The organism is Pseudomonas petroselini (assembly GCF_045037875.1).
Taxonomy (GTDB): domain Bacteria; phylum Pseudomonadota; class Gammaproteobacteria; order Pseudomonadales; family Pseudomonadaceae; genus Aquipseudomonas; species Aquipseudomonas petroselini.
Genome location: NZ_CP173614.1, coordinates 3,296,839 through 3,309,519, shown reverse-complemented (window position 1 = coordinate 3,309,519; position 12,681 = coordinate 3,296,839). Strand labels below are relative to the sequence as shown.

The following is a 12,681-nucleotide window of genomic DNA, read 5'->3' as shown; positions in this document are numbered from 1 at the left end:
ATGGGAGGTGCGGCGCGAGGTGTCATCAAGGGTTACATCAATCTCAGCAAGCCCTCCGGAACACGAGCTAGCATTGACGAACACCACTTTTTGCAACTACATTTAGTTACACGCAAGGAACGCCGTGTCCAAAAATGAAAAGCTGCTCGCCAAACTGCTCAACGAGCACATGGCATTTACCTGGCCCGAACTCGTGACGCTGCTGCGCCGGTTGGGCTACACACAGATTGAAGGGGCTGGAAGCCGCGTCAAATTCGACATCGGTGACCCCAGTGCAATGATCACCTTGCACAAGCCTCACCCTGGCAACGAACTGAAACACTACATTCGGCGCCAGATCATCGAGCAATTGAAATCAGGAGAACTGATTCAGTGAACAATCAACTGAAACACAAAGGCTACATCGGCTCTATCGAAGCCAGCCTCGAAGACAACTGCCTGTTCGGCAAGATTCTGTTCATCAAGGCGCTGGTGAGCTACGAAGCAAAAACCGTCGCAGAACTGGACGCCGCATTCCGGGAGGCGGTGGACGACTACCTCACTACGTGCCAGTCCCTGGGCCACACACCGGAGAAGCCTTGCAAGGGGTCCTTCAATGTCCGGGTCGGCCATGACCTGCACTTGGCGGCGGCCCTGGCGGCGACCCGCAAGAAAGTGACCCTTAATGACCTGACTCGCCAAGCCTTGAGCGATTTTCTGCAACACCACAGTGCAGACGCTTGCCCAGCGATAGGCTGATTATCCCAACCGCCGATACCCCAGCACCGCGGCCCCCAGCACCACCGCCCCGGCCACCAACGCGACCCAGAACCCGCTGGTGGCGCCAAAGTGGTCGATCATCCAACCGGAACTGGCGGCGCCGATGGCCACGCCGATGCTGAGGCCGGTGATCAGCCAGGTCATGCCTTCGGTCAGGCGGCTGGCGGGCACGACCCGCTCCACCAGGGCCATGGACACGATCAACGTGGGGGCGAAGAACAGCCCGGAGATAAAGATCGCCACCGCCAGCCCCGGGATGTTGCTCACCAGCAGCAACGGCAAGGTGGTCAACGCGGTGGCCACGCCGCAGAACAGGAACTGCCTGGGCAACGGCGCCTTGAGCTTGAGGGTACCGAACGCCAGCCCCGCCAGGCACGAACCGATGGCGTACACCGACAGCACGATGCTCGCCGCCGCCGGCTGGCCCTGATGCTGGGCAAAGGCGACGCTGACCACGTCCACCACGCCGACGATCACGCCCATGGCCAGCAGCAGGATCATCAGGATCAGCACCGAGGGCGATGCAATCAGCCAGCCGCCGTGATGGTCCTGATGTTCATGGACGGGAGGCTCGGTCTCACGTTGCAATACAAAGGTGGTGACGCCGACCGCCAGTAACAGCGCCGCCACCAAGGGCCCCGCCTCGGGGAACAGCACCACGCTCAAACCCACCGAAATGGGCGGCCCGATGATGAAGCACACCTCATCCAGCACCGACTCCAGGGCGAACGCAGTCTGCAACTTGGGCTGGCCACGGTACAACTCGGTCCAGCGCGCACGCACCATGGCCGACATGTTCGGCATGCAACCGGCCAAGGCGGCAAACAGGAACAACGTCCAGTTCGGTGCTTGCAAGCGGGTGCACAGCAGCAACATCAACAAAGCCCCGCCGCCGATCAGCGCGGCAATCGGCAGCACCCGGCCCTGGCTGTAGCGGTCCACCAGCCGTGATACCTGGGGTGCGCAAAACGCCGTGGCCAGGGCAAACACCGCCGCCACCGAACCCGCCAGGCCGTAACCGCCGTGCACCTGGGAAAGCATGGTGATCAAGCCAATCCCCGTCATCGACACAGGCATGCGCGCCAGCATGCCTGCCAGTACAAAAGCCCGGGCGCCGGGGACCTGGAACAACTCGGCGTAAGGGTTTGCCATCCTGCTGGACCTCTTCCTGAATGCCTGCGACTTGCTATCTGCAATGACCGAGGCAAAATACATACGGTGCGTATGTGACAAATCATGCGTAACATACGCGACGTATGTCAATCGTTCACTTGCCCATTGTGAGACCTACCATGAGCCGAGCCCGTGCCGAAATGATCGAAGACACCCGCGCCCGGCTGATCGCCAGCGCGCGACAGGCCTTTGCCACCCAAGGCTACGCGAACACATCGATGGACGATTTTACCGCTCGCGCCGGCCTGACACGCGGCGCGTTGTACCATCACTTTGGTGACAAAAAAGGGCTGTTGGCCGCCGTGGTTGCCCAACTCGACAGTGAGATGGACACACACTTACAGCGCATCACAGATGAAGCAACTGATCCATGGGCCGGCTTTTGCGAACGTTGCCGCGCCTATTTGCGCATGGCTCAGAACGCCGAAATCCAACGCATTGTGTTGCAGGATGCGCCGGCCGTACTGGGCGATACCGGCTCCCAGCAACAGTGTGTCGAGTCATTGCGCGAACGGCTGGAAGCCTTGATGCAAACCGGTGTCATCCGCCCCGCCCCAAGCACCGCGCTGGCGCAATTGATCAACGGCAGCCTGGTCAACACCGCCCTGTGGATCGCCCGGGATGAGCATCCGGGCGAGCGGCTGGAGCAAGGTTTGCAGGGCCTGGAGCTGTTGTTGCGTGGCCTCAGCCTTACACCAACCGCTTGATCTGCTTGTGTCGCCACACCAAGCGGTAATACGCAGTCTGCAATACCAGCATGGCCAGGTAGGTCACCGGAAACGCCATCCACACCCCTTCCAGGCCGAAGTGGGCGTTCAACAGGTAAGCCATCGGCAGTTCAACGCAGAGCACACAGAAAATCGAGATCACCACCGGCATCAGCACCACACCGCTGGCGCGCATGATCCCGCCGATCACGGCCTGGAAGCCGAACACCAGGATGCTCCACAGCATGATGTGCAGCAGGTGTTCGGCATTGACCCGCGCCGCGTCGTCGGTGATGAACAGGCCGAGCAACCAGTGCGACAAGACATAACCCAGCACAATCAGGCCACCGGTAAGGCAGGTGTTGATCAACAGGCCGGTGCGCAGGATCGGGCCGATGCGCTCCAGACGCCCGGCGCCAATCGCCTGGGCGCCGAGGATCGACGCGGTGATGGCAATCGACAGCGCGGGGAACTGCACGTAGTTGACGATCTGCGTCACCGCGCCATAGGCCGCCGTGGCCTGGGAGCCATGGCCGTTGACCAAGGCGAGGATGACCAATTCCGACAGCGACAGCACCACCATCTGCAGGCCGGTGGGCAAGCCGATACGCAGGACTTTGCCAAGAATCACACGGTCCAGGCGCAAAGCCGCGAGCAGTTCGCGATCTGGCGCCATCACATGGTTTTTATGCCGAAGGCGCAAGATCAAAAACAGCATGGCTAACGCGTTGCCCACCAGCCCGGCATACACCGCGCTCTGGATGCCCAAGGGTGGCAAGCCGACCCAGCCGCGAATCAGCGCCGGGGTCAGCAGCAGGCCGACCAGGGTCGAAACCATCAGCGCCAGCAATGGCGAGATCGTGTCGCTGACACCGCGCAGCAACTGGGTGTAGAGGATGAACACCAGCAGCAACGGCATGATCAGCATCATCTTCTGCGCATAGCCGACCGCATCGTCGAGGACATCAACCGGCGTGCCCAACGCCTGCAACGCCGGGCGCGCAAACAGGCTGCCCAACACTGCGGCAATCACACCCACCAGCGCGCCCAGGGTCAGGGTCGCGCCGGTGATTGCCTTGACCATTGCCGTTTCCTGGGCCCCCCAGGCCTGGCCGATCAACACCGAGGCGCCCGCCCCCAGGCCAATCACCAGGGCAATGAAAAAAAACACGATGGGAAACATCCCCGACACCGCCGCCAGCGCCTGGGTGCCGAGCATTTGCCCGACATAGATACCGTTGAGGGTGCCGGAAAAACTTTGCAGGAAGTTGGACAGCACCATCGGTGCCAGAAAGATCAGGTAGATCTGCCACAGCGGGCGTTGCAAAGGGCTTTGCATGAAAAACGGGGCCTCGAAGAACTAAAGCGTCCGAGGGTTATACCGTAAGTGGATCCTATCTTCCTGTGCTTTCGGGTTCGACCACCCAACAGGCGTTGCGCACTGTCGCACTCAGGTGTCGGGCATTGCCTTGCAACAGGCATTCGGCAATCGCAGGTTCTAGTTCGACCCGCAAGCGCCTGGCCAGCGCCCCTCGCGCCAGATCTCCGGTAGTTGCCGTCGTCGCAGATGAATCAGGCTGATCTTCATGCCCTTGGGCCCGTCGCACACGTAGGTGCGGGCCCCCGGATACCCACCCTCGATCGGGCACTAGGGAATGCTCGCGGCAGTCGCCATCATCTCGTCATGGTCGTACATGATCCGCAGGGTGCTGTATTCCGGGAACACCACCACGTCCATGCCGGGCAGGCCCTGTTTCATGCCGACAATGATCTCGGCAATCTTGCTTGCGATGACGCGGTGCGTGCGATCCAGTCTCGGGCGGCCAGGAAAAACGGGAAATACGTTGGATGACGTATGAACGACGGTGTCGCGGTTTTATTCCATCAATTCGCTCGATGACAGCTTAAGTATTTACTGATTGGACGCCAGGCAGGCAGGTCGTTAAATTCCGCCGCGAAGATAGCTTTTAGCCATCACTCCTGCCCCCTTGAATATTGAGCCTTTCATGAAAAACCCTGTGTCGTTGGCAATGCGTATCGGGCTGGGCTTCGCGTCCACCCTGTCGTTGCTGGTGCTGATCACTGCCGTCGGTATTCAACGCGTGGGTTTTATCGACAGTACGCTCAAGGATGTCGGTGAAAAAGCCGCCGTCGTCCAGCGCTACGCGATCAACTTCCGTGGCAGCGTGCACAACCGCGCCATCGCCATTCGCGATGCGGTACTGGTCAAGGATGAACCGGCGCTCAACCGCCATCTGGCCGAGATCAACCAGCTCAAGCGCGATTACCAGGACTCCGCCGTGATGCTGGACCGCCTGTTCGCCAACACCACCGCCAGCGCCGAGGAAACCCGTCTGCTGGGTGATATCAAGGCCATCGAGACCCAGGCCCTGGCTTCCACCGAACGGGTGATCAACCTGCGTCGCAGCAATGACATCGCCGGCGCCCAGGACTTGCTGCTGGCCCAGGCCTCGGCCCACTACACCGAGTGGCTCAAACGCGTGAATGCGCTGATCGACTTCGAAGAAGCGCACATCAAGCAACGCCTGGATACCGTGCAATCGGCCGCCGGCAGCTTTGCCGTGCTGATGGTGCTGGCCAGCGCCGTCGCGATCATCTTGAGCGTGCTGGTGTCACTGCTGATTATCCGCAAGGTCAAGGCCACCCTTGGCGCAGAGCCGGAGGAAGTCGCCGAGGCGATCCGCCGCCTGGCCGATGGCGAGCTGAACCAGCGCATCGAAACCCGCTACCCCGACAGCGTAATGGGCATCCTGAAAAACGCCCTGGCACGCCTGAGCGACACCATCAGCGAAGTGCGCTCGGCAGCCCAGGCCCTGCGCCATTCCTCGGTCACCCTGCTGTCAGTGGCCAGCGATAACCGCCAGCAGATCAACCTGCAGACCAGCGAAGCCCAGCACGTGGCGGCCGCGATCACGCAGATGGCCGCCTCGGTCAGCGAGGTCTCGGGCTACGCTTCCGCCGCCTCCAAGGCGACTATCCTGGCCGACGCCGAAGTGGACAGCGGCCACCGCCTGGTGGGCGAAGTGACCGTGTCCATCGAAGAATTGGCGACGATCCTCGACCAGGCCACCCTTCGGGTCAACCAGGTGTCCAGCGACAGTGAAAACATCGAAACCGTGATCGAAGTGATCAACGCCATCGCTGCCCAGACCAACCTGTTGGCGCTGAACGCGGCGATTGAGGCCGCGCGTGCCGGTGAACATGGCCGAGGGTTTGCGGTGGTGGCCGATGAAGTGCGCTCCCTGGCGACGCGCACCCAGGAGTCCACCCAGGAAATCCGCGACATGATCGGCAAGCTGCAAAGCGGCACCCAGGACGCCGCCGACATCATGCAACGCAGCCGCAGCCTGGCCCAGGCCACCGTGACACAGACCCGCGACTCTCAGTTGACGCTGGGCAAGATCAGCCAGGAAGTCGGCGCGATCAATGCGATGAACGCGCAGATCGCCAGTGTTTCCGTGCAGCAAAGCGCGGCGGCTGAAGAGGTTGCACAGAACGTCACGCGCATCCACAGCTCCACCGTGCAATCGGCGGCGGGCTCCGAGCAGGTAGAAAATTCCAATCACGAACTGGCGGAGCTGGCGGATCGCTTGAGCACCAAGGTGGCGTTTTTCAACGTGGCCTAGTGTTTGTCGCGTTTCATCTGCATGGTCAGGGTGAAACGGTCGGCGGGGTCGACCGATTCCGATACAGCGATCAGCAGGCCGGCCTCCTCGCGGTACTGGCGAATGATGGTCAGCCCCAGCGCACCGCTCTGCGCCTTGAGGCTGGCGGTCAATTCGGACGATAACTGTACCGGGCGCACCTGCTGGTCGACCACATCGATGTGCCGCGAGAAGGCCTTGCCGATCAGAGTCGCGATCAGTTCACCCGGGTGCTTGCGTGCTTCGGGAATCACCTCGGCAAAGGTCTGCTCGGCATACACGTCGGTCCAGCACAACGGCGCGTTGCCGGCGCCGGCATCGACCTTGATGCTCGACACGCAGAAGTAATGCCCGCCCGGTTCCAGCCCCAGGCGCCGGGCCAGGGCGATGTCGGCGATCTGTGGTGAAGCGGGCCGCTACGTGCATTGGGGCGCCACCACGCAGGACATCATGGACACCGCCGTGGTCCCGCAAGTACGCGCCGCACTGGCCATCGTCGAGCGCGATATCCAGACCGTGCGCGGGCTGCTCGCCGGCCTGGCCGAGCGTTATCGCGACACCCCCATGGCCGGTCGCACGCACTTGCAGCACGCGCTGCCGATCACCTTCGGCTACAAGTGCGCGGTGTGGCTGAGCATGTTCGACCGCCACGCCGAGCGCTTGGTGGAACTGCGCCCACGCGTCGAAATCGGCCAGTTCGCCGGGGCTGCGGGCACCCTCGCCTCCCTCGGCGACAAAGGCCTGGAAGTCCAGGAAGCGTTGATGAGCGAACTCGGCCTGGGCGTACCGCAGGCCACCTGGCACGTGGCCCGCGACGGGCTGGCCGAGACCCTGAACTTCCTCGGGCTGGTCACCGGTTCCCTGGGCAAGATCGCACTCGACATCATGATGATGACCAGCGAGCTGGGCGAAGTGTACGAGCCGTTCGTCAAGGGCCGTGGCGCCAGCAGCACCATGCCGCAAAAGCGCAACCCGATTTCCTGCGAGCTGATGTACGCCGCCGCCAAGGGCGTGCGCCAACACGCCGGGCTGATGCTCGACGCCCTGCTCGCCCAGGGTGAAGCCACCGCGCAACTGGACCTGGCCGAACTGCAACGCCTGACCGACGCGGCCAACTACCTGGGGCTCGCGCCGCAGATGGTGGACATCGCGCTGGCGCGCCCCGGCTCAGTCAAACGCTGAATTGGCCTGGCTTTTGTAGTGAGCGAGCTTGCCTCGCGCGGGGCAAGCCCGCTCACCACAAAAAGCAGGGCAGAGCCACCTATTAACATGTGCCCATAACAACAATGAGATCACAGACATGTCATCCACCCCCGCAAAAAAACCGCTCTACAAGGACCTGACCTTCCAGGTCGTCGCCGCCATGTTCCTCGGCATCGCCTTCCGCTTTCTCGCCCCCGAGCTGGCCGCCAGTTTCAAGATCCTTGGCGATATCTTCCTCAAGCTGATCAAGACCGCCGTCGCGCCGCTGGTGTTTTTCACCGTGGTCCACGGCATCGCCTCGGCCGGCGATATCAAGCGCGTCGGTAAGGTCGGCTTGCGCGCGTTGATCTACTTCGAAGTGGTCTCCACCCTTGCCCTGGCCATCGGCCTGTTGTGGGGCAACCTGTTGCAGATCGGCTCCGGCATGCACGACGCCCACCCGAGCAGCGCCGCCGCGGCCCACACTCAACCCCGTAACGACTGCGCTTGTTTTTCTCCTCTCACGTAGTCGACATTGACCCAATTAAACCTTTCATCTTCTGCGCCCCTGCCGCCTTTGCCATCAGTGCCAATATCGACCTCTTTCATCAGGCCCGGGCGCCGGAGAAGTTCAGCCGCGAGTCCAGACCGGTCTGTCGGTGGAGACTCTGCAGCAGCACTTTTTAAACTATCGAAGCTGATATAGTTATCCGCGCCCCAATACTGTTTGAACTTTTCGTCAAGGGCCTGAAGCAGTTCAACGTCACTCATTTTTTCATAGCTTGGCGCTGCATTCTGCCTGGACACCCTTTCAATAGTGTCGCGCCCAATAATTCCGTCGGACTTGTCAGCATCATGGTCGGAATCCAGTTTGCTATTGAATCCCGGCCGACTGATGATTTCCCTGGCCAACAGAGTCATCCGGTCATCCGACGCATTGCCAGTCAAGGGCTGACCCGCGACTTCACGAAGCGCTCCCTGAGTGATTTTTCCATTCGCGTCGGGTTTGAAATAATCAAAATTATTACCCAACTCGCTCGCCAAGTCTGAGTCCTTGGTGCCTTTGAACGCATAAGCGACCTCAGTATTCTGCGGGCTCATGCCTTCGCCTTGAGACGATGCGGACATGACCCAGGAAAGAGGTTGAATGGCCGCATTTGTACCGAATGCCTGGGGGCGATAGTTCTCGTCATAGGTGTTTTCAATACGTTGGCGCTGCATGGAACCGGTGTACCTTCCGGCCCCACTCTGCATGGACGGTGCCTCTTGGGTTTGGTAGTAATCAACCACCCTGTTCGCGTCACCCTGGCTGATCAGCCCATCTTCAAGGCCGCCATGGTTGATTGCATCGAGCAAATGACTCATTGCAGGACGGCTGAGAATCTCGTTGGCCAGCATTGTCATGCGGTCGTGCACCGGGTGACCGGTCAATGGACGGTTGGCAGCGTCCTCAAGGACTGCACGTGTGACAAAGCCGGACGGTCCCTGGAAGTAACTGAAGCTATCGGCAAAATCCCGTGCAACCGTAGTATTTGAGGGCGCGCGATAGTCCCCCGGTGAATGATTCATCGCAGCCTGGTTAAACGCTCCGACGTTATTAATGGGACGCTCATATTGCGCAGGGTAAGCCTGCGAAAATGACGGTGCAGTGCTCGGCTCTCCGGCCCTGGACTGCTGGCCGGCAGACGCGTCATCGCTCGTGTAGTAATCAACGAGCTGTTCAACGTTTTCACGGTCAACAAGACCGTCGTGTATACCGCGCTCATTCAACTTATCCAACTTACGGTTCACGTCCGGGCGATTCAGGATTTCGCCTGCCAATAGCGTCATATTGTCGTTAACGGAATTACCGGTCAGCGGACGAGCCGCCACTTCACGGAGTTTGGCCTGGTCCACGAAGCCGGTCTTGGTATTGACGAAGTAGTCAAAGTTATTCCCAAACGTCTTCACCAGATCCAAATTTGAAGTGTGCTTGTATTTGTCCTCCCGCGAGGTGGGTTGCCCGTCAAGATCAGGCCGATTGAAACTGAGTGGATAATTTTGACCGTATTGAGTATTTACCATGGCAACACCTCAGGGAGTAGATGCATCACAGCCGACCAACGCTCGGTTGGACGCTTTGTCGACACCCATCTGTGGCCACACAAAGAGCAACGGTTCCAGTGGAACATCGGTAAAAACCAGCACTTACCGGGCGGGAAAGCAACCCGCTCGCACATTTTTTGCTCTTCATCGAGGCTGAAATCGGTTACCCGCCGAAGGTGTGTGAGGGCCTGCGCAACGTCGGATCAAACGGATTGATCCGTGGCCCGATCGCCGCCGCTTCGCGCTTCAACAATTCCACCACCATCGGCAACCGGCTCGGCCCCAGGCGGTCACTGATGGTCGCCACGCTCAACGCCGCCACCGCATGCCCGTCCCGATTCAGTATCGGCACCGCCAACCCCGCCATGCCTTCCAGCACCCCGGTATTGCGCGCCGCATACCCCAGGTTGCGCACGTTCTCCACTTCCGAGCGCAACAGCACTTCGTCATACAGGTGGAAGTCCTTGAGCCGTGGCAGGTTGTAGCGGATCACCGTCTCGCGCTCTTCCTCCGGCAAAAACGCCAGGATCGCCAGGCTGCCCTGCCCCACGCCCAATGCCACACGCCCGCCGATATCGCCGGTGAAGGTGCGGATCGGGTACGGGCCTTCGCTGCGGTCCAGGCAGATCGCATCGAAGCCGCTGCGCGCCAGCAGGAACAGCGAGTCGCCCAGTGAAGCACTCAGGCGCAGCATGCTCGGCCGCACCAGGTCGCGCAGGTTGCCGGTCTTGCCCGCATTGGCCGCCAGGGCGAAGAACTCCAGGCTGAGGCGATAGCGCTTGCTGCGTGCGTCCTGCTCGACCATGCCTTCGTCCATCAGGCTGCGCAGCAGGCGGTGGGTGGTGGGTTGGGACAGGCCCACCTGTTGCGCGAGCTGCGTAACGCGTTCGCCACCCTCCGGCACTTCACCCAAGGTGCGCAGCAGCGCGAACAGACGAGACACTCCGCCCACCCCGACTTCTTTGCCCTTTTCATTTCGATCAGTGGAATCCATAACAATCCATCTCTTTGCAAATTCCGGTGAGTGAATAAAACTGAAAATAACAGTCCGTTCAGTGAAATTCTATCTTCCGCCCATCCTAGTCTTCGTCCTAATCTGCGTCCACAGGGGCGAAATGAACAACAACCGGCAGCCGACTTGAGATCGAGCGCCAACGCACCCGCAACACCCTTTTCGCATCTGCCCAAAACAAAAAAGCGCGTCTCGACGCGACTCAAAAAAAGGTGGAACGCAGACATGGCATTTCTCCAACTCAACGCCTTGAGCAAACGCTACGGCGCCGTCGACGCGGTGGTCGCCACCGACCTCGCGGTGGAAAAAGGCGAGTTCGTTTCCCTGCTCGGCCCTTCGGGCTGCGGCAAGACCACCACCCTGCAAATGATCGCCGGTTTCGTCGATGTGAGCGGCGGGCAGATCCTGCTCGACGGCCGCGACATCACCCACGCCAAGCCCGCCAGCCGTGGCCTGGGCGTGGTGTTCCAGAGCTACGCGCTGTTCCCGCACATGAGCGTGCGCGACAACGTCGCCTTCGGCCTGAAGATGCGCAAAGTGCCGGCCGCCGAGATCGCCAGCAAGGTCAAGACCGTGCTGGAACTGGTGCGCCTGGCGCCGCACGCCGACCGCTACCCACGGGAGTTGTCCGGCGGCCAGCGCCAGCGCGTGGCCCTGGCTCGCGCGTTGGTGATTGAGCCGCCGGTGTTGCTGCTCGATGAGCCGTTGTCCAACCTCGACGCTAATTTGCGCGAAGAGATGCAGTTCGAGATCCGCCGCATCCAGTGCGCCGTCGGTATCACCACGTTGATGGTCACCCACGACCAGGCCGAAGCGCTGTCGATCAGCGACCGCGTGGTGGTGATGCAGGCCGGGCGCGTGACCCAGATCGACGCGCCCTACACGCTCTACGAACACCCGCGTACGCGCTTCATCTCCGACTTTGTCGGCAAGGCCAACCTGCTGCCGGGCGACTACGACACACTCGGCACCCCGCAAGTGCGCCACGAGAGCGGCGACGGCGAACTGACCCTGAGCCTGCGCCCGGAAAAGATCCAATTGGTGGACGCAGGCACAGGTCGCCTGCAAGGCCAGGTCATCAATCGCTACTTCTTCGGCAGTCAATGGCTGTACCACATCGACACCGCCCTCGGCGAAGTCACCGTGGTGCGCAGCAACGACGGCAACGCGCCGCTGCGTTGCGGCACAGCGGTAGGCCTGGACTGGCACGCCAGCCTGTTGCGCGTGTTGGCGGCGGATGAGGTGCACCCATGAGTCGCGGCTACCTGCTCTCGCTGCCGGCGCTGGTGCTGTTTGTCGGGCTGCTGATCCTGCCGTTGGGCCTGACCCTGGTGCTGTCGTTCAACGTCTTTGACTACCAGGTGGGCGTGAAGGCCGATGAATGGACCTTCGCGCACTACCTGTCATTGTTCAGCGATTCGTACTTTTACGAGATTTTCTGGCGCACCTTCTGGATCAGCGCGCTGGTCACCCTGCTGTGCGTGGTGATCGGTGTGCCCGAGGCTTACATCCTCAGTCGCATGGGCACGCCGTGGCGCTCGATCTTCCTGATTCTGATCCTCACGCCCTTGCTGATTTCGGTGGTGGTGCGCGCCTTTGGCTGGAGCCTGTTGCTCGGCGCGGACGGGCTGGTAAACCAAGTGATCCAGTTCCTCGGTGGGCGCCCGGTGAAGCTGCTGTACACGCCGTTCGCGGTGATCATCGCCCTGGTGCACGTGATGCTGCCGTTCATGATCATCCCGGTGTGGACCTCCCTGCAGAAACTCGACCCGTCGGCTGAACAAGCCGCGTTGTCCCTGGGCGCCAGCCAGGCCACGGTGATGCGCAAGATCGTGTTGCCGCAGGTCATGCCCGGCGTGCTGTCCGGCACCTTGATCGTGTTCGGCCTGGCCGCCAGCTCCTTTGCGATCCCCGGCCTGCTCGGCGGGCGTCGCCTGAAAATGGTCGCCACCGTGGTGTACGACCAGTACCTCTCGGAACTCAACTGGCCCATGGGCGCGACCATCGCGGTGGTGCTGCTGTTGGTCAATCTGCTGATCATGCTGAGCTGGAACCGCATGGTCGAAGGCCGCTACAAAAAGTCCCTGGGGGTTTAAGC

Annotated in this window: 10 protein-coding genes and 5 pseudogenes; 9 read left to right on the top strand and 6 right to left on the bottom strand. The window is 61.1% G+C overall.

Annotation, left to right across the window (positions count from 1 at the left end):
- The first annotated feature begins 124 nt into the window (after nucleotides 1-124).
- Together ACI512_RS15520 and ACI512_RS15515 are read left to right on the top strand one after the other, a co-directional pair.
- Nucleotides 125-376 carry a type II toxin-antitoxin system HicA family toxin gene (locus ACI512_RS15520; RefSeq protein WP_038846635.1) on the top strand — a complete coding sequence of 84 codons (252 nt, stop codon included), beginning with the start codon at nucleotides 125-127 and terminating at the stop codon, nucleotides 374-376.
- Nucleotides 373-738 carry a type II toxin-antitoxin system HicB family antitoxin gene (locus ACI512_RS15515; protein WP_012723745.1) on the top strand — a complete coding sequence of 122 codons (366 nt, stop codon included), beginning with the start codon at nucleotides 373-375 and terminating at the stop codon, nucleotides 736-738. Before ACI512_RS15520 ends, ACI512_RS15515 begins: the two co-directional genes overlap by 4 nt.
- Here ACI512_RS15515 and ACI512_RS15510 read toward each other — a convergent pair whose 3' ends face one another.
- On the bottom strand, nucleotides 739-1,911 hold the full coding sequence (locus ACI512_RS15510) for an MFS transporter (protein ID WP_064054506.1): 1,173 nt from the start codon (nucleotides 1,909-1,911) through the stop codon (nucleotides 739-741).
- A gap of 140 nt (nucleotides 1,912-2,051) precedes the next feature.
- Between ACI512_RS15510 and ACI512_RS15505 the strand changes: the two genes are divergently transcribed.
- Complete coding sequence (locus ACI512_RS15505) at nucleotides 2,052-2,639, top strand: TetR/AcrR family transcriptional regulator (protein ID WP_236379930.1); 588 nt, start codon at nucleotides 2,052-2,054, stop codon at nucleotides 2,637-2,639.
- Here the strand turns inward: ACI512_RS15505 and ACI512_RS15500 are convergent.
- Both ACI512_RS15500 and amiE read right to left on the bottom strand, forming a co-directional pair.
- Nucleotides 2,623-3,978: an MATE family efflux transporter gene (locus ACI512_RS15500; protein ID WP_012723742.1), complete on the bottom strand. Its 1,356-nt coding sequence runs from the start codon at nucleotides 3,976-3,978 to the stop codon at nucleotides 2,623-2,625. The two genes, ACI512_RS15505 and ACI512_RS15500, sit on opposite strands and share 17 nt — an antisense overlap.
- 174 nt (nucleotides 3,979-4,152) lie before the next feature.
- A pseudogene (gene amiE / locus ACI512_RS15495) lies at nucleotides 4,153-4,458 on the bottom strand (aliphatic amidase); the annotation flags it as partial.
- A 187-nt stretch (nucleotides 4,459-4,645) separates the two neighbouring features.
- Here amiE and ACI512_RS15490 point away from each other — a divergent pair.
- A pseudogene (locus tag ACI512_RS15490) lies at nucleotides 4,646-5,158 on the top strand (MCP four helix bundle domain-containing protein); the annotation flags it as partial.
- Nucleotides 5,159-5,227: 69 nt separating this feature from the next.
- Nucleotides 5,228-6,286, top strand: a complete 1,059-nt coding sequence (locus ACI512_RS15485) for a methyl-accepting chemotaxis protein (RefSeq protein ID WP_405121894.1) — start codon at nucleotides 5,228-5,230, stop codon at nucleotides 6,284-6,286.
- On the opposite strand, the pseudogene ACI512_RS15480 reads toward ACI512_RS15485, so the two are convergent.
- Nucleotides 6,283-6,705: pseudogene (locus tag ACI512_RS15480) on the bottom strand (GntR family transcriptional regulator); the annotation flags it as partial. The gene ACI512_RS15485 and the pseudogene ACI512_RS15480 sit on opposite strands and share 4 nt — an antisense overlap.
- Here ACI512_RS15480 and ACI512_RS15475 point away from each other — a divergent pair.
- A pseudogene (locus tag ACI512_RS15475) lies at nucleotides 6,692-7,486 on the top strand (lyase family protein); the annotation flags it as partial. The pseudogenes ACI512_RS15480 and ACI512_RS15475 sit on opposite strands and share 14 nt — an antisense overlap.
- Before the next feature lie 118 nt (nucleotides 7,487-7,604).
- Nucleotides 7,605-7,967, top strand: a pseudogene (locus ACI512_RS15470) (cation:dicarboxylate symporter family transporter); the annotation flags it as partial.
- A gap of 5 nt (nucleotides 7,968-7,972) precedes the next feature.
- Here the strand turns inward: ACI512_RS15470 and ACI512_RS15465 are convergent.
- Together ACI512_RS15465 and ACI512_RS15460 are read right to left on the bottom strand one after the other, a co-directional pair.
- Nucleotides 7,973-9,550 (bottom strand): hypothetical protein, encoded by a 1,578-nt coding sequence (locus tag ACI512_RS15465; RefSeq protein ID WP_236379926.1) that lies wholly within the window; start codon nucleotides 9,548-9,550, stop codon nucleotides 7,973-7,975.
- A 184-nt stretch (nucleotides 9,551-9,734) separates the two neighbouring features.
- A complete protein-coding gene (locus tag ACI512_RS15460; RefSeq protein ID WP_405121864.1) occupies nucleotides 9,735-10,565 on the bottom strand; it encodes an IclR family transcriptional regulator in 831 nt (276 codons plus the stop codon).
- A gap of 243 nt (nucleotides 10,566-10,808) precedes the next feature.
- Between ACI512_RS15460 and ACI512_RS15455 the strand changes: the two genes are divergently transcribed.
- Together ACI512_RS15455 and ACI512_RS15450 are read left to right on the top strand one after the other, a co-directional pair.
- The gene (locus ACI512_RS15455; protein WP_122811665.1) at nucleotides 10,809-11,837 is read left to right on the top strand and encodes an ABC transporter ATP-binding protein; all 1,029 of its coding nucleotides are present in this window, start codon (nucleotides 10,809-10,811) and stop codon (nucleotides 11,835-11,837) included.
- A complete protein-coding gene (locus tag ACI512_RS15450) occupies nucleotides 11,834-12,679 on the top strand; it encodes an ABC transporter permease (RefSeq protein WP_064054511.1) in 846 nt (281 codons plus the stop codon). The genes ACI512_RS15455 and ACI512_RS15450 overlap by 4 nt, the downstream gene beginning before the upstream one ends.
- Nucleotides 12,680-12,681 lie beyond the last annotated feature (2 nt).

Coding starts and splice junctions, on each gene's coding strand:
- ACI512_RS15485 (WP_405121894.1), top strand. CDS start 5,228: ATGGTGCTGGCCAGCGCCGTCGCGATCATCTTGAGCGTGCTGGTGTCA.
- ACI512_RS15465 (WP_236379926.1), bottom strand. CDS start 9,550: ATGGTAAATACTCAATACGGTCAAAATTATCCACTCAGTTTCAATCGG.
- ACI512_RS15505 (WP_236379930.1), top strand. CDS start 2,052: ATGAGCCGAGCCCGTGCCGAAATGATCGAAGACACCCGCGCCCGGCTG.
- ACI512_RS15455 (WP_122811665.1), top strand. CDS start 10,809: ATGGCATTTCTCCAACTCAACGCCTTGAGCAAACGCTACGGCGCCGTC.
- ACI512_RS15450 (WP_064054511.1), top strand. CDS start 11,834: ATGAGTCGCGGCTACCTGCTCTCGCTGCCGGCGCTGGTGCTGTTTGTC.
- ACI512_RS15500 (WP_012723742.1), bottom strand. CDS start 3,978: ATGCAAAGCCCTTTGCAACGCCCGCTGTGGCAGATCTACCTGATCTTT.
- ACI512_RS15510 (WP_064054506.1), bottom strand. CDS start 1,911: ATGGCAAACCCTTACGCCGAGTTGTTCCAGGTCCCCGGCGCCCGGGCT.
- ACI512_RS15460 (WP_405121864.1), bottom strand. CDS start 10,565: ATGGATTCCACTGATCGAAATGAAAAGGGCAAAGAAGTCGGGGTGGGC.